Below are 23,477 nucleotides of genomic sequence, written 5' to 3'. Positions count from 1 at the left end.
TATTTCCCTATTTCTGCTTATACCATAAGAGTGTCTAGGGAATCGCGGGGCATACCGATTCCTCTTTATTGTGCAATGGTTTAGGTTAGTGAAATGGCATAACACTATATAGTGAATGGAATCCTTGATGTTAGATTGTGAACTTAATTACTTTGACAAACTTTTCTTAGATTTAAAGGAGAGAGGGTATAGTTATTGTCCATACAAGCTTGTGATCGAGGCATATCTTTACAGAAATCCTTCAAAGAAAAGGAAAACGAAACCCCAACCAAACCGAGATGAATCCTTTTGGAACTCAAAGTTTGTTTTTGACATTCCACTATCAACATATAAAACTGATATTTTCATACTCGCGTTAACACGCTACTTCGCGCAGGATATCGCCAAAAATTTCAACTTAATGACTAAGATTTACGCAGAGTCTCCTGTGACTATTCGCACTGCAATTCGTCGTTCTCAATTGGTTTTAAAGAAAGAGCATGCAAAGTGGAACGAGATTAGAACACTAGCCAATCAAAACCCACATGAACTAATAGAGCTCATCACTACATGCGAAGCATTCCAATCAGCACATAAAGACAGGCTAAATTTAGTAAAGGAATTCAGCAAACCGTTACAGCCTTTAACTTTGTTTGAGTTGATGTCATTATCTGCTGCTTACTCATTTAAACACTTAAAGGAACAGGCTGTTTCGTTTGACGGTGGGCTCATAAGTGCAGATTCACAGTTAAGAGCGTTAACAGAGTTAATGCAATGGAAGCTGAGACATGTATCAAATGAAAGTTTTACCTTAAACGATATTAAGATTTCACAGTCTTTAAAGAAATATCATGCTCCTCTAATTTTTCCTTCAAATGAAGATAATTCTAGAGCAGAGGCTTTTTTAGAAATTTTCAGCCAATTAGTGCAAGCTCAAGTGGAACTCGATGAGTTTATATCTCAGAGTGTTTATCCATTCTGTTTTGATGATTCGCTTCTTTTTTCGGTCAAAAATGAACGTTTAACATTGACGCATCTAGATAGTGGTTTAGACGATACATGGGAGCGGAATGGAAATCGACAAAAAATGCTTAGGGGTTATTGGTTTAACTTAGCAGTAAATGAGTTCATAAGTTCTGGTATGGCATCCAAACAAATTGGAACAAGTGAGAACCATGAAAGTAACCAACTCGCTTACGTCAAAGCAATAGCAAGTTCACTCGAACTTCAGAAGGTGTATGGATTTACATCATCCGTGACCATTAGTTCAGGATTCAACGTCAATCTGTTCCAGGCACTATTAGCTCAAGAGCTAATGATATCTTTTTATTCAAAGGAGTATATCGAAGCATTTGATCGAGAGTATGCAGAGGTAGGTGATTGGAAGAAAGCCATTGGATTAGTTACCATACAAGGACTAGCGACAGGACAAAATCGATTCCCCATCACATGGTCGCTTTGGAAAGATAAGGTCAATAATATTGTCGGCTGGACGGTATCGGATGATTTCCCTAATGGCAATATCAATGCAGCTAAAGCAATTTTAGATTTCTGGTGCCTTGATTTGAAAAAGCGCAGTGCGCTTTTGAAAGCCTCTCCGACCAGTGAACTTCAGCCACTAACCGAAAAACCTGTCTTTAAAATCGGTAGTTATTGTGTTCAACTCCCTTGGCTAATGTCAGCTCAAATAAGTTCAGTTAATGCTGTAAATAATCTACGCCGATTTGCAAATCAACGTAGCTCATTGAAGGATGAGACAACAAGAATCGAAAACCAGCTGGGTGATGAATTCAAGCTCAGAGGGTTCTCAGTGTTAAAAAACTTTACCGTTAAAAGCTGTGGGGGATCAGACGTTGGGGAAATAGATTTAATTTGTGTAATAGATAACATCGTGATTGTTATCGAAGTTAAATCTACGTATTGCAGAACGACCAAGTCTGAAATCTTTTATCATCGAGATAAAACTTTACGCAAAGCAGGTATGCAAGTGAGGAAGAAAGTTGATGCAATAATAAGGGAGATTCAAGTAGATGATCAGCTTAGGAAAACTTTAAAGTTAACTACCGATACTCCCAACGTAGTTGGGTTGATTGCCGATACATCCATTGAATTTGACCATGAGTATTTTTCAGGATTTATGAAGGTAACAATAGAAGAGCTTCTTATTGCATTAGCCGACAATGCTCACTTCTTATGTAACCAAGAACAAAAATTCTCGTCATCACTAGCGTCAGGTGAACAGGTGAACCTTGTTTCCGAAGCGCACTCATTGTACGAAAATGGGTTTAGTGGCAAAGAATTTCTAGAAGTTATAGAGCATTCTAGAGTCTGGGAAAGTGCAGACCATTTTAATTGTGGTAAGTCCTGAGGAACCTAGATAATTTCTAGGCTATCCATTTACGGTTCACCTGTAACTCATTTCTGTCCAAAAATGCGTTTAGAACGCTCTTCTCTTCCCAAATTGATGTGGTGACAGTGTTTTACCGACCAGAAACATTTTTCTGGTTTTTCAAAGAAAATAGTTAGCCCCCGCTCATTTTCTCACCGTTGCTATCGGTCTATTACATGCCTTAGATATTTTCCTTATTGGTAAATTTATCATTAGACTTCTATTCTAAGCTAAAAGGTTTTGATGGGGGCTGAGTCGTACCCGCTGCCGTTTCATCTGGCAAATGGAGTTCCTCAGTCAAGGAAGGGACTTATCCAACACGGAGTATAGTGCCATGCATCATTCATTATCCTTGCCGATTTTATTGTTGTCGTCTGCCATTGTGCAAGCGGCGGTTCCAGAAAGCCTTGCTATACCGCAGGCTTACCTCGATAGTCATCCTCATCCCGTTCATACAGCTCCACCTCCGGCTTATGCCGTGGATCGTATTCTCGTTAAATTCCGTCCCGGTGCAGCGGCGTCTGACGTAGGGGAGTTGATGCGTGAGAGCAGAGCCGAAGCGCTCAAAGTCATTTCCGGCATTGATGTGCATGTCTTGCAAGTGCCCGTTGGAACAGTGGAAGCGCAGTTAGCCCGTTTTAACCAGAACCCGAATGTGTTGTATGCAGAACCTGATATCAACCACATTGTTCAGTATGTTCCCAATGAAGGTCTCGGTGGAAGTATCTATGCTAGTGACTACTTTTCTGAGCAGTGGGCGCTCAATAATACTGGGCAAGTACATTCTACCGTGGTGAATGACCCACTATTTGGTCCGTATCTGGATGAGGCCTCTGGCTTGCCTGGTGCAGATATCAATGCTCCCGAAGCTTGGGATATGACGAAAGGTAGTTCTGCCGTCAAGATAGCCATTCTCGATTCCGGTATTGATTGTCGTATGGCAGGGGATAGCGTGAGTAGCATTGAGTTCGGGAACGGAAAATGTGTTGAGCAGCAGAAGTTCATCACCGATTATCAAAGTGATACGTTAGAGGACGTGGTTGGACACGGCACCCATGTCGCAGGTATTGCGGCGGCTCAGACAGATAACGGTATTGGTATTGCTGGGGTCGGTTTTAACAGTTCTGTTGGCAACCTGAAGACGTGCTACGAATATCTGATTTATAGCTGCGACCCATTTTTTGGCTGCTTCCTTATCGCTGCGACGGGGGTATGCCCGCTATCTTCCTCCATTGATGCGATCACCTATGCTGCCGATAACGGCTACCACGTGATTAACATGAGTTATGGCTCTGATGAAATCGATGAAGAGGGCAACCCGATTAGCTTAGTCGGTTATAGCCAAGCGGAAAATGATGCCGTTAACTACGCTTGGGGGAAAGGCGTGTTGTTAGTGAGCGCAGCAGGGAACGCCGGAGACCCGATCAAGAACTATCCCGCAGCTTATGACAACGTGATTGCCGTAGGTGCGACGGATGACGATGACAATCGTGCCAGTTTTTCTACTTTCGGTAGCGATTGGGTGTCGCTAATGGCACCCGGTGACAGTATTCTCTCGACGATGCCAAATGAGCAGTGTGGTACCTTCGATTACGATAATGACGCCTGTCTGCATTGGCAGTCGGGTACATCCATGGCCAGCCCTCATGTTGCTGGCGCAGCTGCGTTACTTTGGGCATACAAATATGCAGATCAGTTATCCGATCCTGCAACTTGCCAAGATGCCTCTGGCGTACCTTGTAACCAGATGATTCGTATGATGTTGGAACAGGGAACGGATCCAATAGGTGCTGATGGGCAAGATTTACAGAGCATCTCTCAATACGGACGACTTAATTTGGTGGGAGCTCTGACTGCGACACCTTCGGAACCGCCACCACCACCTCCTCTAGTCGTTAAGGCACCAGAAGCTCTTTCCATCTCGATCAACAATAGTATTGTTTCTCTCACTTGGAACTATTCGGGGGATCAAGGTGCCATTGCAGGCTTTAGAGTCGAACGCGAGAGTTGGAATGCAAAACGTAATCGATGGCAAAGCCTAAGCAGTTGGGATGTTCTCGACCCTACGGTCACGACGTTTGAAGATTCCAGCGCCAATGGCGAAGTGCATTATCGTGTTGGCACCATTCAGCAAAGCGATGGTTCTTTGTTCTGGAGTGGATGGAGCGATAACATCACGGTTGCGGGTTCTGGTGGTGGTAAGGGCGGCGGAAAAGGTGGAGGAAAGCCGAACAAATGATCGCCATGAAAAAGGCCCGAGAAGAGGGCCTTTTTGTGTTTTTAACTTTCTATGTTTTCCATATCGAACAGAGATAAATACGGCTCTGTGGCTAAAGATTTGCCACGAATTGTTTATTAAACTCAGCGTTTACTTTATCGCTTAGCTGTTCGTATTTTTCGCTCAACGCAATTTGCTGCGCTTGTAGATGAGTTGGGTTCTTAGCAAGATCAGAGGCATGAAGTTGGCCCATCTCCTCCATAAAGCCGCTAGTTAGCTGGCTGAAGATCGCGTCTTTACCGATAATAAAGCTCGCAAAATTCTCTTTCACGAATGCTTGTTCATTCGGGTTTAAGTTTTCTAAACCCAGACGTGCTTGGTTAGCAGAGGTTACATCATCAAACGTTGCGTTAGCTGGGTTCGTGCCTGGCTTCAGATAGGCGGCATCATTTTTAAAGTCATTGGCATTTTGAGTAAATGCGTTTTCAATCAACTTTTGAGAAAAGCTTCTGACTTCGAATGTTGACTGCACTGGCTTATGGTCGCTGACATTCTCAAAACCATCAGTGATAACACTGGTTTGGTGGTTCTGTAAGTTGCCCGTTTTGTTGGTTAAACCAGTGTTATCCAGCTCACCGAAGTCAGGGCGATCTCGGCCTTCTTTCTGCTTAATATTGCCAGTGTGCTTATCTAGCTGCATGTAAGTATGGCTATCGAGTGGTTTGAACTTAAAGCCATGTTTCGCTAAGTGCGTATCATCGTGGGCAATTGGGTCGTACAGCACATCAGAGCCTTCAGCAACGCGCTTCTCACGTTCATTGAGATCGCCAGTGATCAGAACTTCCTCATTTGGATTAATGCCTTCCATCAACTTGTTGCCTTCGAACTCACGTTTGACTTCTTTGTTGGAATCCAGGTGTGCAGAAATGACGTTTAAAGGTTGTCCATTGATCTCCAAAGCCGTTTTCACGCCGCCTTTATTACCCGTGATGCCCATGAAGAATTCCATGTTTCGTCCACCGATGCCGTGACGATATTCAGACTCATTTTTCACGTTAATATCGACGCCATCTTTCGCAAAAACAGACATCGAAGTGTAGCTGATACCTTCACCAAGCCCTTTAGTCATGACTTTCATTTTGTTTTGGCTAAGCAGGTTCATGCCATCGAGTTCTAGGTCGTTAGCAAGCAATTTCGATTCTTGTTCGGCAAATAAGACCACATCATAGTCACCCTTTTGGATAAGGTTTTGGAAGTAGTTCTTCGTCTCTGCAGGCATCTTTTGGTTGGCTTGGTTGTACGTTAACGTCAGGACCTTAACGTTGCCGTTGTTCTCTTTTTTGTGCAGTTGTTGGTTCATCAAGTTCAGCTTTAAGTCGCTGTTTTTCGATGAATCTGTTTTGCTAAAAAAGCGATTAAAAAAGCTGCGATTTTCTTTTTGTTTGAGGCTAATTTCACCATCATTGCTTTTGGTAACGCTGTATTCTTTACCAAATACAGAGCCAAATTTAACGGTATCGCCTTCTTTCGCATTGGTTTTGATATTTTGAATATCTGCGAGGTCTAAATTACCTCGATGTTGACTATTAATTTGAATTGTCGACATAAAATAAACTCATTTCTAAACATGGTCGTTTTTAGCGGGATTAAATGAAAATCCCAGCAGGTAATTGTTCTGGAATTGCTTCTTCGTTATCGGTTTGTTCAATGAAGAGGTGCCACTGCTCAATTTTTTCTAGCAGTTGTTGGAATGTGTTTTGAACATAACTTTGAGGCTTATTAGCTAACGAAATAACCTTATAAACGGTCAGTCTGCGGCTGTCCGGCATTAAACCAACACCGAAACCACCTCGAAATGGTTCTAGCGCGTGTTCACCGATTGCAATTGCGATGGCTTCTGGCAGAGGTGTTGGCAACTCAACAGGGCTGGTCAACGACATGTGCAAATTGATGGTGGTTTCGTTCTTAAATATGGTTAAGAAAAGCGCTTCATCATGGTCATTTGTATTCGATGACAGTTCGCATTGAAATAATCCGTTTGCATCGAAGTTCGCGTCGTTACCTAAAAAACTGATGCTTTCTTGGTAGATATCCATTGTTTTCCCCTCAATCTAAAAATTTATTATGGTTATTACTCATTTTGGGAAAGAGTATAAGAGTGAGGGTGTGGAAGGATATTGAGTATGGGCGTAAGTTTTTATTTTTATCGTATCAACACGGACCACAACTAGAGGGCGGCGACCTGTTTAGTTCGTCTGAGAGTGGTTTGTCTGAATAAAGTATTCATCTTTTATTCATGGCTCATGTGAAGAATAACCATGTCTTTTACATGGAGAAAGAAGATGGACGCGAAAACGAACAATGCAATCTCAAAATCAATGATGTTTTTCCATTGGGTTATCGGGCTTGGAATGATTGCGGTACTCATTTCTGGTCTAGTTATGGATGATGAATCAAACAACTTACTTTTTAATGCTCACATGTCATTCGGACTTTTAGTCTTAGCCTTGAGCGTGCCTAGGTTAGTTGGGAGACTCATTGCGGGTATGCCAAAACCTATGACTGAAAGAAGTAAATTTGAGTCTATCGCGGCGGCTGTGGTTATGTACTCTCTTTTGGCCTTAACTGTGGTGTTGCCTTTGTCTGGTATCGCGGTTTCTGTAGGAGAAGGGTACGGCCTGAGCCTGTTTGGTTTTGAATTAGTGAGTTCTGGCAGAGAAATACACATGCTGAAAGAGCTGAGCGAGGGGATCCACGAGTTTAGTGGTGAAGCGTTGTTGCCATTCCTATTGGTTTTGCACCTTGGTGCCAGCTTTATGCATCACTTTATTAAGCAGGACGGAACGTTGCTGAGAATGTTGGGCAAAGCTTGATAAGACACAGCTTGATAAGACAAAACAAGAATGTGCTTCGAAGGTTTCTGAGCAACAAAATGGCAGGTAAGTGATACCTGCCATTTTAATATAAGCGAAGCCTAATTGTTAAATTAGGCTTCGCTTTGGATGACATCAAAATCGGTCGGCGTTCATCACTTTGGTCCACGCGGCGACAAAGTCTTCAACGAATTTTCCTGCGTTGTCATCTTGCGCATACAGCTCGGCATAGGCTCTGAGTATTGAGTTTGAGCCGAAGACAAGATCGACGCGGGTCGCTGTCCATTTTACATCTTTGGAGCGACGGCTACGGATTTCGTAAAGGTTTTCGCCAACGGGTTCCCACGTGTAGTTCATGTCGGTTAGGTTAATGAAAAAATCGTTGGTAAGTTGGCCGACTCGGTCTGTGAACACACCGTGTTTGCTACCGCCATGATTTGTGCCAAGAACGCGCATCCCTCCGACGAGCACCGTCATTTCAGCGGCAGTTAACCCCATCAACTGGGTGCGATCCAACAGTATTTCTTCTGGTGTTACAACGTAGTTTTGTTTGAGCCAGTTTCGATACCCATCGTGCAACGGTTCTAACACCTCGAAAGACTCAATATCCGTCATCTCCTGTGTTGCGTCGCCACGTCCTGGAAGGAAAGGCGCAGTGACGTTAACACCAGCAGCGCTGGCGGCTTGCTCAATACCGACGTTACCTGCTAATACGACCACATCAGCGACGCTGGCTCCCGTATCTTTCGCGATGCTTTCCAACACCGGTAGTACTCGGGCTAGCCGCTCTGGCTCGTTACCTTGCCAGTCTTTTTGTGGTGCTAAGCGAACACGAGCGCCGTTTGCGCCACCACGTTTGTCAGACTGACGGAACGTGCGTGCACTGTCCCAAGCGGTTGTGACCATGTCACTGACCGATAACCCACTGGCTGCGATTTTGGCTTTTACCGCGTCTACATCATAGTTTGCATTGCCGTGAGGAACCGGATCTTGCCAGATGAGGTCTTCTTGCGGGACATCAGGGCCGATGTAGCGAGCCTTAGGCCCCATGTCTCTGTGCGTTAATTTAAACCAAGCCCGAGCAAAGGTGTCGGCGAAATAGGCCGGGTCGCTATGGAAGCGCTCTGAGATTTTGCGATACTCCGGATCCATCTTCATCGCCATATCGGCGTCGGTCATGATTGGGTTATGCCGAACGTTAGGGTTTTCAGGATCGACCGGTTTGTCTTCCTCTTTAATGTCGATAGGTTCCCATTGCCATGCGCCGGCTGGGCTTTTTTTCAGTTCCCAATCGTAATTTAACAGCAGATGAAAATAGCCGTTATCCCATTGCGTTGGCTGGCTTGTCCATGCGCCTTCAATCCCACTGGTGACCGCGTTGTTGCCTACGCCGCGGGTTGTCTTGTTTAACCAACCTAATCCTTGGTCGTGAATGTCGGCACCTTCTGGCTCTGGGCCTAAATTGGCTGCATCACCGTTACCATGCGCTTTACCTACGGTGTGGCCACCAGCGGTTAGGGCAACGGTTTCTTCATCATTCATTGCCATTCGAGCGAACGTAACTCGTACGTCGTGCGCGGTTTTGAGTGGATCCGGCTGTCCATCCACGCCTTCTGGGTTGACATAAATTAAGCCCATCATCACAGCGGCGAGTGGATTCTCTAAATCCCGTTCACCTGAATAGCGACTGTTAGGGTTGTTGGTAGGTGCCAGCCATTCTTTTTCTGAGCCCCAATAAATGTCCTTTTCTGGGTGCCAGATGTCTTCGCGCCCAAATCCGAAGCCGAACGTTTTCAACCCCATGGATTCATAAGCCATTGTACCGGCATACGCAATGAGATCGGCCCAGCTCAGTTGGTTGCCATATTTTTTCTTAATCGGCCAAAGGATACGTCTTGCTTTGTCGAGATTAGCGTTATCTGGCCATGAATTTAGCGGGGCAAAACGTAAATTACCGGTGCCCGCACCGCCGCGACCATCTGCGATTCGATAAGTCCCTGCCGCATGCCATGACATACGAATCATCAAGCCGCCATAATGTCCCCAGTCAGCAGGCCACCATTCTTGGCTATCGGTCATTAGTGCGATGAGGTCTTGTTTGAGTGCAGCGAAATCGAGTTTTTTGACTTCTTCTTGGTAATCAAAATCACTCGGCATTGGATTCGTTTTAGCGTCGTGTTGATGCAAAATGTCGAGGTTGAGCGACTTCGGCCACCAGTTCTTTTCTGTTCTGTCATTGGTGGTCATGGAGCCATGCATTACGGGGCATTTGCCTGCGGAATGCGCTTTTTCTTGTGTCATGTTAATTCTCCCATTCTTGCGTTTTGCGAGTGCTAGTCGGTACAACTGGTGAACAAACACGGGCATCCGTTATTAATTAGTGATGTTTTAATGCAGAGCATTATCCTTAGGTCGTTTCGCTCGGCGTTATTTCTGCAGCGATCGTAACATCCATGCTGTTTTTTCATGGATGCGCATTCTGTCCGATACCAACGCCACGCTAGATTCGTCATCCGCTTGTTGGGCTAGCTTTAACACTTTACGTGCGGTTTTTACGACTTGTTCGTGATTGTGCGTGAGTATGTCGACCATTTCCGTCGCGCTTGGAACGCCTTCAACCTCTACAATTACACTAAGTTTGGCGAACTCTTTAAACGTGCCGGGTGCGGGAACGTCCAGTGTGCGTATGCGCTCGGCAATCTCGTCAACAGCCGTCGCAAGTTCGGTGTAGTGTTCTTCGAACATGAGATGCAGTTCTCTGAAGTTCGGGCCTTCCACATTCCAGTGGAAGTTGTGCGTTTGCAGATAGAGCGTGTAAGAATCTGCCAAGAGCTGCTTCAAGCCCTCTGCGGTGCTTAATCGGTGCTCTCTATCAATGCCGATATCGATGTGCGTCATGCTAGCTTCCTCTTATTCCATCTGGTTTCACGACTTTTTGTAAGCCGTCAGCAAACAACTAAAAAAAGTATTGGATAGATGTTCTGATTTGTAAAAATGATAAAAATGAATGTAACGTTCGAAAATTTTGATTACTGAATGGAAGGCGTTGTCTATAGCAAATACCAACGCCCACAAAGCACACAAAGCACACAAAGCACACAAAGCACACCGAGGTAACGGCATGCTGCTGGGTTTAAACGATTTTGATTTCGAGATTATTTGAGAGATTGCTTCGCGATACGGGAAAGCGCTTCGAGACTGGAAACGTCCACATAGTTTGGGCGAAACGCGAGGGCTATTCTGCGGTGAGGGCCGGGCTCATTTAAATGCACTGCCGATAATACTGGGTAGTGCGTGACGAGCTGTTCCAGTGCCATTTCCGGGATCAAGGTTGTGCCCATTCCACTCATTACCATTTGAATTAACGTGTTTAGGCTGGTGGCACGGTATTCCTGATTGGAGGTTTGTTCTGAGAGGCGGCAGGCATCCAAAATATGATCTTTGAGGCAGTGGCCTTCTTTAAGCAGCATGAGGTTGGTTTCTTGTAGTTCTTCGGACGTAATGCTGCTTTTGTCTGTGTGCATTTGCCCATCGAGCGCGACCCAGTAAAAGTCTTCTTGCCAAAACTCTAACGTTAACAAGCCGTCACAAGGGTAGGGGATGGCCAGCACGGCCGCGTCAATCTCACCGCTGTGAACCATGTCGACAAGGACATGCGACTGTTCTTCGACGATGTCTATTTTCGCGTTCGGGTACTGCTCTTTTAAGGTGAGTAACAACTTTGGCAGAAAATAAGGTGCAATGGTCGGGATCATGCCAATGGACAACGGAAAGCAAAAAGGTTCGCCGCAACTGTGGTCGAGGTGTGCCATGTCTTCCAGTTGAAGCATAATGTTGCTGGCTTTGTCTAAAACTTCACGACCAAGTGGCGTGACGAGCACTTTTTTATTGTCCCGCTCAAAAATCTTAATGCCTAGTTGACGCTCCAGTTCACTGACGCCTGTGCTCAACGTTGATTGGCGAACATGACACAAATCTGCTGCTTTACGAAAATGCAGCGTTTTTGAGACAGCCAAGGCATAAGATAATTGTTTTATCGATAGCATAGCGTTTATCCATCCGTTGAGTCTTCTCGCCGTTCAAACTTCTCGTTCTAATGATCAAGCTTAGAAGATGGCTTTTTGTTGTTCGAATTTCCCTAACGTTGTTCCTGCCTTTATCTACCATCCTTTCGCTCGGCATTGCCGTTCGATTCTGAGCGCGACTTGCTGTACTTGGTGATCAAGATAATCGGTCGAACTCACCATTTGTCGCATGTCTTCAACAAAATGAGCGGGGCGAATCATCCGCAAAGTGTTTTCGTTTTTGCAAATAAAGTCCACACGCGGAATGCCAAGCTCGTCCTCGTATTCAATGATGTAAGTGGCGGCGGTTTGGTGATTAAGTTGTGTGTTGAGTTCGAACATCCAATTGAGATACTGCTCTTCAATCCAACTTGAATAGTGCTGCTGGAAATAGTTTTTAAGTGATTGATAGTTAGCACTATTGAAATGGTGATATGTATTTCGTACTGCCGATTGCGGCTCACTTGTCGTTGGTGTGTACAGTTCTATGGGTAATTGATAGGGGTAGCGATCGTGGCTCCAATCTTCGATCACCGATTTAACGTGATTCAAAATGTAGTGCAGGGCGCTGAACAATCTCGCATAAACGAGGCGAGACCCGTAGAACAGGCGTAAATGTTCACCATTGTATTGATTGATGTAATTGAGCGGAATTTTATAATTCACGCTCAAGTCGTCTTCATTAGTTGCAGTGACCGGATCATTACTTTGCAACAACCAGTGTTGGTGCTTGCGCCAAAAGGCAATGTCGGCCGATAGCATGTCCGGCCAAGCGGTGATCGGGAGGTGCGAACGATTGGAGTCACTAAAAGATATGAGGTCGTTACCCTCGCCGTGCAGTTTTTGTAATTCGCTATTGAGCTGATAAATCGTGTTAGGGTCAGCTTGCTGCCATAGGCGCTGCTTTTCTTCTTCACTATTACTTTCTAAGTACCCAGGCAGATAACGTTCATAAAGTCGTTCTTCTAACATAACTACTCTCTGAAAAGGCATCTGTTGATAGAAAGTATATACGCAGAAATGGGAAGCACAGTTCTTTACGATGTCTCATGAAGCCGATGAAAGCTCTGGATGAGATCGTGACGAATGCGCCTCCTAAGTGCTTGATGAGCAACGTTGTGCTTATCTCGATTATGATAAATGAGCTTGTAGTCAATAAGTTGGTTGTTTATCGGGCAGGGCAATATTTTCAGCTTTAAGGCGTCTAGTAATCAACGCGTAAAGTCGTTCAAACTGCCGTTGTTACCACCACAAACCGCTCATCTTGTCCCCATCTTGGTTCCGCATTCATTAAATTGAGCTCCAACGCCGTTTGGTATGGGTCAACGTCAAAATGGTTGCTTACTAAACCCCAAAGCATCCAGTTGATTGCGGTTTCATTCTCGGTAAGCTCTTCGAGTGGCGCTCGGAGGAAAAAGTATTCATCCAAGCCATCGTCACCAAGACTGCCATAGATAATGTTACGTAGCTCTCGATCCAAATCATGTTGGAGATTGATTGAGTCGTACAGTTGTTCTTCTGTTGGGCCATTCTCATGGCGATAAACATTGCGTTTTGACTCTTTGCATAAAGTACCAGAGCCTGTTTCAATGCTTACGTTTTTTTGCGAGTGTTGTTCCAGTGCTTGGATAATTTCATTCTCTAATTGGGCGAGTTTACTCAGCAAAATTTGATCATCGGTGTTGTGCTCGTGAGTAGTCATTTTTTGAAAAGCCTTTACTCTCTCATAGACTGAATTCCCGTGAGTAAGCGCTGCAAAGCACTGCTCTCTGAGTGTTTCATTGGCTTGCCAAATGCCTGAGTAGAGCCCGAAGTCATATCGATACGGTGGAAGATCTTCAGTATCTTCGCCTAATATTTCTCTCCAGTGCCTTTGCCACTTTTCATTTTTTTCTTGTTTTACACTTGCGTATTGGCTAACCCAATGGTTACGAAGTGTTACGCCTACAATGGCAAGAGGCCATGGAGCGAGCAAGTAAAAATAATAGTGAGAAGAGTTATCCCAAAAGTAACCGTAAATATAAATACTAAATGCAATCACCCAAGTTCCCATAGTGCAAACAATAATCCCTGACATTATCGATGATTGGCGTTTTGTTTCTCTTAATGTATTACCTTCCGCACATAACCAAAAAATGCCGCCAAAAACAAAGGCAAACGTCATTAATAAGTAAGCAAGCCCCGCTCCTAAAAATCCCCAAAGTGACATGGTTTCTGATCCTTTTAAGTCCCACTTCTTTCTGGTGTGATGGAAGGGGATATGTAGTCCTAGTTCAGTGCCGTGATTTGCTCGATGCAGGTTTTACTCTCATTGATATTACGTTTCGACAAAAAAGGATGATGTCATTATGCAATAGAGTATTAGGCACGACGTGTGGCGAGAATTTACCATCATTCATCGCTCTCAGATATGTGTTTTGATGCTTATCTGGTTCATGTCTCATAATGAAAACTCGTTTTCAATTGTTCTCAGTTGAGCTATTAACTAACTTTTTGGTCTGGTGCGATAAATTTCATTTTTTGAGTCACTTTTGACTCATATTGATTTATTTAGGAAAAGGTAAATTAATGTTTTTATTAATAATTATTGAGTTTTTCTGTGTGGGATTGGTCCCATTAAATTAGAGTAATAAGTCTATTTTTGGGATCGGTTTCATAAATTTTATGATACTGATTTCACTGTTTGAGCTGTAAGGAATATAAACCCCACTCAATTTATTTTTATAATCAATGAGTGTTGTTATGTCTCATATCCGTTTTTTCCCGCGTCATCGTTTGGCGCTTGCTTGCATGCTAGCGAGTGTTTCTAGCTTCTCTTTTGCCCAAAATCAGTGTGCTGTTGCTGATTTACAACAATCGCGTGATTTGGCCGCTGCCGTTTCTGGCGCTGAATATGATTGCTACCACGCTTGGTTCTCTGCGCCTTCAGCAACGCTGAATGATATTTATAGCGAAGCAAGTTTAAGCCGCATTCAAGTCGCGTTGGATCAAGAAATTGCACGCTATCGTGGTGAAGCAGAACAAGCTCGCGTTCTAGAAAATCTAGGCGAATTTGTTCGTGCGGCGTATTACGTTCGTTACAACGCTGGCACTGGCACACCTGAGTTTTCAGAAGCATTGAGTCAGCGTTTTGCCCAGTCAACGAACCTGTTCCTTAACAACCCTCATGCTTTGGATCAAGGCCGTGAGCAAGTTGGCGCAATGAAGAGCCTGACTTTGATGGTTGATAACGTGAAGCAGTTGCCGCTGACCATGGATAGCATGATGGCCGCGTTGATGCACTTTAACCGTGACACCGCGAAAGATACCCAATGGGTTGATGGCCTGAACAACTTGTTCCGCTCTATGGCAGGTCACGCGGCGAACGATGCGTTCTACCGCTACATGGCAAACAACACTCACCATATTGATACGTTAGCGCGATTCGCTTCTGACAATGCATGGGCGTTAGATACAGATGCAAATTTTATCGTTTTCAATGCATTACGTGAAACTGGTCGTCTACTTGCGAGCCCAGATCAAGAAACCAAACGCAAAGCATTGGCTGTCATGCAACAAGTGATGCAGCGTTACCCATTGGGCAGTGAGCACGACAAACTGTGGCTTGCCGCCGTTGAGATGATGAGTTACTACGCGCCTGAGGGTTTGAATGGTCTAAACCTAGAGCAAGCGAAGCAAGATCTAGCAGCACGCGTGATGCCAAATCGTTTCGAATGTCAGGGACCTGCCATCATTCGCTCTGAAGATCTCACCGATGCTCAAGCTGCGAAAGCGTGTGAAGTGCTTGCTGCGAAAGAAGCAGACTTCCATCAAGTTGCGAATACTGGCAATCAACCAGTGGCGGATGACTTGAACGATCGTGTTGAAGTCGCGGTGTTTGCAAGCAACGACAGTTACGTTGATTACTCTTCATTCCTGTTTGGCAATACAACGGATAACGGTGGTCAGTACTTAGAGGGGACTCCGTCAAGAGCCGATAATACGGCGCGTTTCGTGGCTTATCGCTACGCGAATGGCGAAGATCTATCTATTTTGAACCTTGAGCACGAGTACACTCACTACTTGGATGCACGTTTCAACCAATACGGTTCATTCAGCGACAACTTAGCTCATGGTCATATCGTTTGGTGGCTGGAAGGCTTTGCGGAATACATGCATTACAAACAAGGTTACAAGGCCGCGATCGATCTGATCCCAAGTGGCAAACTGAGCCTTTCAACCGTGTTTGACACCACATACTCGCACGATAGCAACCGCATTTACCGTTGGGGTTACCTGGCAGTTCGCTTCATGCTAGAAAACCACCCTCAAGATGTAGAGAGCTTATTGGCGTTGTCTCGTTCAGGTCAGTTTGCACAATGGGCGCAGCAGGTTACTGTGCTTGGTCAACAATATGATGCGGAATTTGATCGTTGGTTAGATACGTTAGAAGTGGTAGTTGAACCGGAGCAACCAGGAACGGATCCAGAAGAGCCAAGCGAACCAACCGATCCTGAAGTGCAAGTGACGGAACTGGCGGCGAACCAAAGCCTTCAACTGAGTGGCGAAGCATATAGCGAAAAACTGTTCTACGTTGACGTGCCTGCTAACACCGTTCGCTTTAGTGTCTCTATTGAAGGGGCGGGTGATGCCGACCTTTACATGAGCTACAACAAAGTGGCGCATTACTACGACTTCGAAATGAGCCAATACGCGGACGGTAGCAATGAAGAGATTCAATTTGCGCCAGAGCAAAATGGTTACGTTAAAGCTGGCCGTTACTACATCAGTTTAACAGGGCGTGATAGCTACGACTCCGTAAACCTTGTGGCAGCTTTAGAAGTTGAAGCGCAAACGCCACCAACACAAGTGCAAGACGATTTAGCTCCTGTGGTTTTGGAATCAGGAGAAGCGAAAGTGCTAACGGTTCATCAGCAGCGTTATGCCGCTGTTTACGTGCCTGAAGGCGTGAAAGAAGTACGCGTTTGGATGTCGAGCCAATCAAATGCGAACGACCCTTACGGCGCAGGTAATGTGGACTTGTACGCAAGCCGCAAACACTGGCCGACAGCAGAGCAACACGAGTACGCATCAAACTATGCGGGCAGCAACGAATATCTTGCTATCCCAGTGACTGAAGCGGGCTATGTGCACTTTTCTCTTCAAGCCCCTCAACAAGGTGATGATGTAGAGATGCTGGTTTATTTCTTCTAATCGACGTTAAGTTAGTTTCGTGACACAAAAAAACACGCCGCCATTTTTGGCGGCGTGTTCGTTTTTCCTGCTTTTGGTTGTATTCAAACAGTGTTAAATGCCAAACGTTTGCATGATTTCGAGATGTATCTGTCAATTTTTGTCGAAAGCGTCTCAATTTTGTGTTGGCATATCCTTCTCACATAATCTTTTTTAGCGCCGCGTTCTGTGACCTAGCTTCTGATTTGTGGTTTCTAAACGGATACAATATATATGCACCCCGTGCAATAAAATTAAAGGGAATGACATGAAAACGCTTATTTATGACACGTTGATTAGCCTTGCAAGCCAAGAACCAGAACAACATGCACGTATCCGACAAAACCTATATGAACAGTTGGATCTGCCGTTCGATAAGCAACTGGCTTTGTACTCTTGTGCCCTTGGGCCTGCGAGTTCAGGTAAGCTTGAGAGCAGTCAAGGTATCAACAACGCTGTGGAATGCGCCGTTAAACTTCTGGAAACACCAGAACGCTAATCTACTTCGTTGTCTTTATCACGGCCCAATACCCCAAGGGCCGTTTTTGTTTTTTCGTTTCCTCAACACACTTTTCGACGCTAATTCCTTCTCACCAAACGTGATCTAGTTGCCAGTTTGCTTTTCTTAACTATTTGTTACGTCAACGCATTTTATAACCTACTCATTTACAGCGAGTGGGTTAGGGCGTACATAAGGATTTGTTGCTTGGAATTTGTTTTTGGATTTTATGTAAATAAAAACAATGGCTTAGTTGCATTTGGTTTGCGGATGGCAAGAGCTGTCATCGACTGGTGGTGATTCACAGACTCTCATTGTGCTAGGCAGGGCGTATCTACGCCTTGATTTTCAGCCTTGAGTTAAGCGCAAAAGGGTGAGGGCGTATCGCGAATAGCTTTTATAATTTCGACTATTGAGTTCATTCACACAAAACAACCAAACAAGTAATCGTGAGTGGAAACGAGTAGGAGAACAACATGAGTGGCTTACAGGAAACGCAATCAGCAGGTGCAAACGTGATTTTGCACGCCTTTGATTGGAAGTACGCTGACATTGCCCAACGAGCAAATGAAATCCACCAGCTAGGTTATGGCTCGGTGCTGGTTTCGCCACCAATGAAAAGCGCCCACGATGAACGTTGGTGGCAGCGCTATCAACCACAAGATTACCGTGTTATCGACAACGCGCTCGGTGACACCCAAGACTTCATCTATATGGTTCGCGCGCTCGAACGCGTAGGCGTTTTGGTATACGCCGATGTGGTGTTTAACCACATGGCTAACGAAGCACATTTACGCCGTGATCTGCAATATCCTCGTCAGGATGTGTTAGATCAATACCGACAAAACGAACATAAATACCAGTCTCTGAAGCTTTTCGGCGATTTATCCAAACCGCTATTTAGTGAAGAAGATTTTGTTGAAGCGTTTGGCATCAAAGACTGGAAAGATAAATGGCAGGTCCAAAATGGCCGAATTACAGGTGGGCCAACCGATCCTGGTTTACCAACCCTTCGCGTTTGTGAACATGTTGTCGAGCAGCAGCGAGCTTACTTAAAAGCATTGAAAGCGATAGGTGTGAAAGGCTTCCGTATTGATGCCGCGAAGCACATGACGCTTGAACACCTAAAACGCGTATGGACAGACGACATAACCCAAGATGTGCACATTTTTGGGGAAATCATTACCGATGGCGGTGCAACAGAAGAAGAGTATCAACTGTTTCTTGAGCCGTATTTACAAGAAACCCGTTTAGGTGCGTATGATTTCCCGCTGTTTTCGACCATCTTTAAAGCGTTTTCAAAAAAAGGCAGTTTCAAGTCTCTGATTGACCCTTACTGTTTTGGCCAAGCGCTCTCAAACGGTCGAGCCATCACTTTTGTGGTGACGCATGATATTCCCAACAACGACGTCTTTCTCGACTTGATAATGGATGAAGAGGATGAGTGGATCGCTTATGCCTACATTCTTGGTCGCGATGGCGGCGTGCCTTTGGTTTATACCGATTTGGATACCAGCGGCATTAAGAACAAAAACGGAAAGCCAAGATGGAAAGACGCTTGGAATGATCCTCGTATGGCGAAGATGATCGCGTTCCATAATGTGACTCATGGCGAATCAATGACGGTACTGGAAGGGAATGACGATATGCTAGTGCTAAAACGCGGAGAGAAAGGTATTGTGGTGCTAAACAAATCCACACGCGCACAATCGCTATCGCTAAAGACTGAGTGTGATTGGTTCGATTTGATGTCAGATCAAAGCGTTAAAGCCGGGATAGAACAGAAGGTTCCGGCAAAGTCGTTCATGTTATTGGTACAAAAATAAAAGCGGCGGCAGAAGACAATAAAAATGAGCTCAATAGGAGCTCGTTTTTATTTGAATCGTCAAAGCTGTTATTGGCATTCATTCACGCAACATTCGGCACGAAGAAAGTCGATGACATCGTCCAAACATTCGTATTCAGCAACACAAAAAAGAATACGGCCTTCACGGCGCTGAGTAATGAGTCCTGCAGAGGCTAAACTGGAAATATGATGAGAAAGTGTGGATGCAGGAATACCGAGTTTTTCTTGCACACCGCCTACCGCAATGCCTTTATAGCCCGCTTTAACGACTTCTTTATAAATGCATAGACGGGTAGGGTGCCCTAATTCTTTTAATGCTTTAGCGACGGCTTCTAGCTCCATACTGACCTCTAAACTGACCAACGTTAAATGTGTTTCGATAATAGGGAAACTCGCCTTGAATGCCAACTTTTCTGGTTTGACTCTGTGTGATTTCAGGCGAGTTTCATACCGACTCATACTGTGATGACAAAAATTGTCTCCTCCAATGAGACAGATCAATCTTCATTATTATTTCACCCCACGTTTAAACTTCCTCTCCTACACTCTTTGATGAGTTGTCAGTTGGCAGAACAAGGAGGCGGCCATGATTGCAGTTCATCGAGATTATTGTTTGTCTAGCAGTTCAGAGTTACACGCGCACGTTAAAGTAAACCCTGTTGGAAGATTGGAAGTTGAAATTATCGAACTTGAAGAGCGTCATACGACCGAGTTTGATGATTTATCTTTTGAAAGTCGTGGGTGTGAAACTCGAATTTGTGGCAAAGAAGACGCAACCCCGTGGCAGTTCAATCTTGCAGTTACCGACGCGTTAGAGCTTTCTCATTTAGTTGAAGAAGCGAATGAAGAGTATGAGATTTTGATGAATGACCTCATGTAACTTTCATGCTGGATGAAAGTCACTGTGGTGATTTAGGGCGGCGTGCTGACGTACAACCGACAAAAAAACCTCCCAATGGTGGGAGGTTTTTGTATTTCTGTTTTGGCGTTAAATCGCTTCTTCTTTTGGTGGCGTAATATCTTGCACGTTTTCACCGTCAAAGTTTTCAGCGTAACCTTTTGGCGGTGGCGTCCAGCCACGTTCAGAACGCGATAACTTATCGTGACGATCTTTGCGCATCTCTTCCGCCATTTTCTCTTCGAGCAGGATGAATAGTTCGCGGAAGTTGTTATCGAAGCGCTCACCTTCCGAATCGTCTTCCCACGCTTGGTATAACATTTCAGATTTACGAGCTTCTACGCGCTTGTAAGTGTCTTTTTGCTGTTCAACAAAGAATGGGTGAATGCCCAACGCTTTCATAGCATGCCCACCCATTTCCAGTGCCGAGTGATAAGTTTCCGATTCGATCACATCTGCGCCAGCTTGACGCAACAAGTAACCATGACCGCGGTCGAAAGCACGTGCGATGATTTTCACTTTCGGGTACGTGTGCTTCACGTATTTCACCAGTTCCACACTCGATTCTTGGTTATCAATCGCGACGACCAACGCAGCCGCATGCTCGATACCTGCCGTGTGCAGCATATCTGGTCGGGTTGCGTCACCAAAATAGGCACGAGTGCCAATCTGGCGCATGTTATCGACTTGGTTGGCTTGATGGTCAAGCACTACAGTTGTTACGCCGTTCGATACTAATAGGCGATTCACAATCTGACCAAAGCGGCCAATACCAGCAATGATGACTGTGCCTGTTTCTTCAATCGTATCACTTTCGCGTTCATTCGATTGGGTTTCAAAGCGAGGCAAAATCACCCGATCAAACAGAATGAACAAGCCTGGTGTCAGGAACATTGAAATCGCAACCACCAGTGCAAGAGTTTGCGAGAGTTCAAACGGAATGACGTGGTTTTGCACAGAGAAGCTTAGCAACACAAAACCAAATTCACCCGCTTGAGCCAAGCTTAGGGTAAACAGCCAGCGGTTGCTACCTTTCACTCTAAATATCAGCGCGAGAATAAACAGCACCAAGGCTTTCAATACCATCACGCCAATGGTCAGCGCCATGATCAGCCAGAAATCACCAAATAGAACCGAGAAGTTGATTCCCGCGCCAACGGTAATAAAGAACAGACCCAGCAATAAACCTTTAAATGGTTCGATGTTGGACTCTAACTCGTGGCGGAATTCACTGTTTGCCAATACTACGCCTGCCAAGAAAGTTCCAAGCGCGGGAGACAAGCCCACTAAACTCATCAGCGCAGCGATGCCAATCACCAGCATGAGCGCGGTCGCCGTAAAGATTTCGCGCAAACCAGAGCTAGCCACGTACTTTAGTAACGGGCGGCTTAAAAAGTGCCCGCCAACGACAACAATCGCAATCGATGCTGTGATGACAATACCGTACGCCCAGCCCGGCAAATCGGCCACGAGGTTTAAATCGTCATGATGCTGCGCAGCAGTTTGAACGGCATTTTGTGCTTGTTCGACTAACTCCGGCAGGGCCAACAATGGAATAAAGGCCAACATCGGGATAACAGCGATATCTTGAAAGAGCAGAACAGAAAACGCGTTTTTACCACCTTCTGTTTTGGTTAGCCCTTTTTCGCTAAAGGTTTGCAGCACAATGGCGGTTGATGACAGCGCGAAAATTAGGCCAATCGCCAGAGCAATCGTCCAAGGCTGCTCAAAATACAAGGCGATACCCATAATCGCGGCGACAGTGCCGCCAACTTGCAAGCCACCTAACCCCATCAAGCGATTACGCATCGCCCACAGCATTTTAGGTTCGAGTTCTAAACCAACAAGGAACAGCATCATTACAACGCCAAATTCCGCAAAATGTTGGATGGTTGTGGTCTCTTCGCCTACTAGGCCGATGATTGGGCCAATCACCACGCCGGCAATTAAGTAGCCCAACACAGAGCCTAAACCTAAGCGTTTTGCTAACGGAACCGCGATAACGGCGGCTACAAGGTACACAAAGGCTTGTAAGAATATTCCTGTCATGACGCCTCCTTGATGAGCTCCGGCAATGCACTGTTAAGTTTAATGAGCGAAGCGGCGGCCTCGACATCCAATCGGTCTTCGACCAGTGCCGTTAAGAGCTTTTTATAGCGTTCAATATGGCGCGGGATACGACCTTCTTCGGCTGCGGTACGCGAACCAAACAAAGCAAGAGGCGCAATATAGTGCATACCCGTGAGTGCGGACATTTGCTCGATAGGAGCGAGCAGTTCCCGAATCGTAAAATGGTTGTAGCCTTCGGCTTTGTAGGCTTCTTCTTTGCCGCCGGCAGAAAGCACGCACAGCATGGTTTTGCCTTGCAGTTCGGTTCCTTCGGTGCCGTATGCAAAGCCGTATTCCAACACCAAATCTTGCCATTCTTTCAAAATCGCTGGTGTTGAGTACCAGTAAAGCGGAAATTGGAAAATCACCACATCATGTTCACGAAGGCGTTGTTGTTCTCGGTCGATATTGATGTTGAAACGAGGGTACTCACCGTACAAGTCAACGCATGTCACGCCTTCGATTTTTTGAGCTTCTTTGAAAAGTGGAGTATTCACTTCTGAACGATGCTGGGAAGGATGAGCAAAGAGAATCAGTACTTTTTTATTTGTCATAGGGATCCTTGCTTTCAGCATGGCCTTATCCGAATGGAGAAGGTGGGTGAAGAGACTGACGCGCTATGTCCGTCTCGGTCAGTTACAAAATGTAACGCATAAACGTTAACCTATCTACCATGTAGGAATAGATAAACTGATGAAGTATTAATAAAAAACCACCAAACAAGTTGGTGGTTTTATAAAATGAGACAAGTTCTCTGATCCCTTGAGGCTATTTCATGATCACGCCAATTTATTCGTGAATAGGCACCACTAAAATATCAACGGGTGATTTGTTGATTAGGTGTCTTGAGTAAGAAATGATCTTGCTCCAGAAATCTTGGTGGTGACCACAAATCAGCAGATCTACTTCTTGCTCCTTAATGGTGACTTCCAATTTATCAGCTAAATCACCCGTACCTACAAAGAAGTGTTTAAGTGGGTAGTCCATATAATCACTGAATGTTCTTAAACATTCCATTGAATGCTCATTCAACGGCCTTTGATCCGGGTTCTCTTTAATGTCTACAAGCTCGCGATAGATTTCTCCGTGCGTACCATCAATGTGGATAAAGGAGATATCGGAGTCGAGATAGTTTGCCATTGATACCGCTCTGTCGATAAGCACGGTGCTTTCATCTGACAGTTCGAGTGCAACAAGGATATGTTTGTATTTCATAACCACGCCCTTATGTGGATTATCTTTACCCTAAGCATAGTATGGCTTGGGCAAAAATTGTGTTGATAAGATCTCGAAATTGTTCAAAGTTTTGTTAAAAAGTTAATACGATATAACAACTTGCTGTGAAACTTTCTCTTTGTACTCATTTGGTTAGAAAGCTTGCTTTTTGAACA

Annotated in this window: 18 protein-coding genes; 7 read left to right on the top strand and 11 right to left on the bottom strand. The window is 45.0% G+C overall.

All coding sequences use genetic code 11. From position 1 onward, the window contains the following. The first annotated feature begins 127 nt into the window (after positions 1-127). Entirely contained in the window at positions 128-2,347 is a 2,220-nt protein-coding gene (locus ACF8CV_RS05650; RefSeq protein ID WP_025610765.1) for a nuclease-related domain-containing protein, read from the top strand. A gap of 355 nt (positions 2,348-2,702) precedes the next feature. Then, positions 2,703-4,607 carry a S8 family serine peptidase gene (locus tag ACF8CV_RS05645; RefSeq protein ID WP_140140409.1) on the top strand — a complete coding sequence of 635 codons (1,905 nt, stop codon included), beginning with the start codon at positions 2,703-2,705 and terminating at the stop codon, positions 4,605-4,607. Positions 4,608-4,698: 91 nt separating this feature from the next. On the opposite strand, the gene ACF8CV_RS05640 is transcribed toward ACF8CV_RS05645, so the two are convergent. Together ACF8CV_RS05640 and ati1 are read right to left on the bottom strand one after the other, a co-directional pair. After that, positions 4,699-6,192, bottom strand: a complete 1,494-nt coding sequence (locus tag ACF8CV_RS05640; protein WP_025500416.1) for a VPA0450 family T3SS effector inositol phosphatase — start codon at positions 6,190-6,192, stop codon at positions 4,699-4,701. 40 nt (positions 6,193-6,232) lie between these two features. Continuing rightward, entirely contained in the window at positions 6,233-6,682 is a 450-nt protein-coding gene (ati1, locus tag ACF8CV_RS05635) for an Ati1 family type III secretion system chaperone (RefSeq protein ID WP_005457555.1), read from the bottom strand. Between the two features lie 246 nt (positions 6,683-6,928). Here ati1 and ACF8CV_RS05630 point away from each other — a divergent pair, with 246 nt between their 5' ends. Continuing rightward, positions 6,929-7,459, top strand: a complete 531-nt coding sequence (locus ACF8CV_RS05630; RefSeq protein WP_238988924.1) for a cytochrome b — start codon at positions 6,929-6,931, stop codon at positions 7,457-7,459. A gap of 135 nt (positions 7,460-7,594) precedes the next feature. Here the strand turns inward: ACF8CV_RS05630 and katG are convergent, their stop codons facing one another. From katG to ACF8CV_RS05605, 5 genes are all read right to left on the bottom strand, one after another. Beyond that, on the bottom strand, positions 7,595-9,760 hold the full coding sequence (gene katG / locus ACF8CV_RS05625; RefSeq protein WP_140338085.1) for a catalase/peroxidase HPI: 2,166 nt from the start codon (positions 9,758-9,760) through the stop codon (positions 7,595-7,597). Between the two features lie 126 nt (positions 9,761-9,886). After that, the gene (locus ACF8CV_RS05620; RefSeq protein WP_029810933.1) at positions 9,887-10,357 is read right to left on the bottom strand and encodes a Dps family protein; all 471 of its coding nucleotides are present in this window, start codon (positions 10,355-10,357) and stop codon (positions 9,887-9,889) included. 257 nt (positions 10,358-10,614) lie between these two features. Then, the gene (locus ACF8CV_RS05615) at positions 10,615-11,505 is read right to left on the bottom strand and encodes a hydrogen peroxide-inducible genes activator (RefSeq protein ID WP_138938039.1); all 891 of its coding nucleotides are present in this window, start codon (positions 11,503-11,505) and stop codon (positions 10,615-10,617) included. 114 nt (positions 11,506-11,619) lie between these two features. Beyond that, entirely contained in the window at positions 11,620-12,495 is an 876-nt protein-coding gene (locus ACF8CV_RS05610; protein WP_029803685.1) for a hypothetical protein, read from the bottom strand. A 256-nt stretch (positions 12,496-12,751) separates the two neighbouring features. Then, positions 12,752-13,732 (bottom strand): hypothetical protein, encoded by a 981-nt coding sequence (locus ACF8CV_RS05605; RefSeq protein ID WP_138938038.1) that lies wholly within the window; start codon positions 13,730-13,732, stop codon positions 12,752-12,754. A gap of 533 nt (positions 13,733-14,265) precedes the next feature. Here ACF8CV_RS05605 and ACF8CV_RS05600 point away from each other — a divergent pair. From ACF8CV_RS05600 to ACF8CV_RS05590, 3 genes are all read left to right on the top strand, one after another. Further along, on the top strand, positions 14,266-16,716 hold the full coding sequence (locus ACF8CV_RS05600; RefSeq protein WP_138938037.1) for a M9 family metallopeptidase: 2,451 nt from the start codon (positions 14,266-14,268) through the stop codon (positions 16,714-16,716). A gap of 286 nt (positions 16,717-17,002) precedes the next feature. Then, positions 17,003-17,233, top strand: a complete 231-nt coding sequence (locus ACF8CV_RS05595) for a PAS factor family protein (RefSeq protein ID WP_138938036.1) — start codon at positions 17,003-17,005, stop codon at positions 17,231-17,233. A gap of 476 nt (positions 17,234-17,709) precedes the next feature. Beyond that, a complete protein-coding gene (locus ACF8CV_RS05590) occupies positions 17,710-19,059 on the top strand; it encodes an alpha-amylase family protein (RefSeq protein ID WP_138938035.1) in 1,350 nt (449 codons plus the stop codon). A gap of 68 nt (positions 19,060-19,127) precedes the next feature. Here ACF8CV_RS05590 and ACF8CV_RS05585 read toward each other — a convergent pair whose 3' ends face one another. Continuing rightward, positions 19,128-19,421: a helix-turn-helix transcriptional regulator gene (locus ACF8CV_RS05585; protein ID WP_005459687.1), complete on the bottom strand. Its 294-nt coding sequence runs from the start codon at positions 19,419-19,421 to the stop codon at positions 19,128-19,130. Between the two features lie 244 nt (positions 19,422-19,665). Between ACF8CV_RS05585 and ACF8CV_RS05580 the strand changes: the two genes are divergently transcribed. Further along, positions 19,666-19,959 carry a hypothetical protein gene (locus tag ACF8CV_RS05580; protein ID WP_005459692.1) on the top strand — a complete coding sequence of 98 codons (294 nt, stop codon included), beginning with the start codon at positions 19,666-19,668 and terminating at the stop codon, positions 19,957-19,959. Between the two features lie 108 nt (positions 19,960-20,067). On the opposite strand, the gene ACF8CV_RS05575 is transcribed toward ACF8CV_RS05580, so the two are convergent. The 3 genes from ACF8CV_RS05575 to ACF8CV_RS05565 form a co-directional block, all read right to left on the bottom strand. Further along, positions 20,068-22,026: a monovalent cation:proton antiporter-2 (CPA2) family protein gene (locus ACF8CV_RS05575; RefSeq protein ID WP_020835009.1), complete on the bottom strand. Its 1,959-nt coding sequence runs from the start codon at positions 22,024-22,026 to the stop codon at positions 20,068-20,070. Further along, complete coding sequence (locus ACF8CV_RS05570) at positions 22,023-22,640, bottom strand: NAD(P)H-dependent oxidoreductase (RefSeq protein WP_005459699.1); 618 nt, start codon at positions 22,638-22,640, stop codon at positions 22,023-22,025. The genes ACF8CV_RS05575 and ACF8CV_RS05570 overlap by 4 nt, the downstream gene beginning before the upstream one ends. A gap of 235 nt (positions 22,641-22,875) precedes the next feature. Next, a complete protein-coding gene (locus ACF8CV_RS05565) occupies positions 22,876-23,301 on the bottom strand; it encodes a universal stress protein (RefSeq protein ID WP_005459700.1) in 426 nt (141 codons plus the stop codon). Between the last annotated feature and the right edge of the window lie 176 nt (positions 23,302-23,477).

The organism is Vibrio sp. zbq_1 (assembly GCF_043102935.1).
Lineage (GTDB): Bacteria > Pseudomonadota > Gammaproteobacteria > Enterobacterales > Vibrionaceae > Vibrio > Vibrio parahaemolyticus.
This window is presented reverse-complemented; position numbering and strand designations above follow the sequence as displayed.

Bases quoted from the DNA above. Each gene is read 5' to 3' on its own strand.
- ACF8CV_RS05585 (WP_005459687.1), bottom strand. From the start codon at position 19,421: ATGGAGCTAGAAGCCGTCGCTAAAGCATTAAAAGAATTAGGGCACCCT.
- ACF8CV_RS05600 (WP_138938037.1), top strand. From the start codon at position 14,266: ATGTCTCATATCCGTTTTTTCCCGCGTCATCGTTTGGCGCTTGCTTGC.
- ati1 (WP_005457555.1), bottom strand. From the start codon at position 6,682: ATGGATATCTACCAAGAAAGCATCAGTTTTTTAGGTAACGACGCGAAC.
- ACF8CV_RS05605 (WP_138938038.1), bottom strand. From the start codon at position 13,732: ATGTCACTTTGGGGATTTTTAGGAGCGGGGCTTGCTTACTTATTAATG.
- ACF8CV_RS05610 (WP_029803685.1), bottom strand. From the start codon at position 12,495: ATGTTAGAAGAACGACTTTATGAACGTTATCTGCCTGGGTACTTAGAA.
- ACF8CV_RS05570 (WP_005459699.1), bottom strand. From the start codon at position 22,640: ATGACAAATAAAAAAGTACTGATTCTCTTTGCTCATCCTTCCCAGCAT.
- ACF8CV_RS05650 (WP_025610765.1), top strand. From the start codon at position 128: ATGTTAGATTGTGAACTTAATTACTTTGACAAACTTTTCTTAGATTTA.
- ACF8CV_RS05575 (WP_020835009.1), bottom strand. From the start codon at position 22,026: ATGACAGGAATATTCTTACAAGCCTTTGTGTACCTTGTAGCCGCCGTT.
- ACF8CV_RS05620 (WP_029810933.1), bottom strand. From the start codon at position 10,357: ATGACGCACATCGATATCGGCATTGATAGAGAGCACCGATTAAGCACC.
- ACF8CV_RS05595 (WP_138938036.1), top strand. From the start codon at position 17,003: ATGAAAACGCTTATTTATGACACGTTGATTAGCCTTGCAAGCCAAGAA.
- ACF8CV_RS05615 (WP_138938039.1), bottom strand. From the start codon at position 11,505: ATGCTATCGATAAAACAATTATCTTATGCCTTGGCTGTCTCAAAAACG.
- ACF8CV_RS05630 (WP_238988924.1), top strand. From the start codon at position 6,929: ATGGACGCGAAAACGAACAATGCAATCTCAAAATCAATGATGTTTTTC.
- katG (WP_140338085.1), bottom strand. From the start codon at position 9,760: ATGACACAAGAAAAAGCGCATTCCGCAGGCAAATGCCCCGTAATGCAT.
- ACF8CV_RS05580 (WP_005459692.1), top strand. From the start codon at position 19,666: ATGATTGCAGTTCATCGAGATTATTGTTTGTCTAGCAGTTCAGAGTTA.
- ACF8CV_RS05645 (WP_140140409.1), top strand. From the start codon at position 2,703: ATGCATCATTCATTATCCTTGCCGATTTTATTGTTGTCGTCTGCCATT.
- ACF8CV_RS05565 (WP_005459700.1), bottom strand. From the start codon at position 23,301: ATGAAATACAAACATATCCTTGTTGCACTCGAACTGTCAGATGAAAGC.
- ACF8CV_RS05640 (WP_025500416.1), bottom strand. From the start codon at position 6,192: ATGTCGACAATTCAAATTAATAGTCAACATCGAGGTAATTTAGACCTC.
- ACF8CV_RS05590 (WP_138938035.1), top strand. From the start codon at position 17,710: ATGAGTGGCTTACAGGAAACGCAATCAGCAGGTGCAAACGTGATTTTG.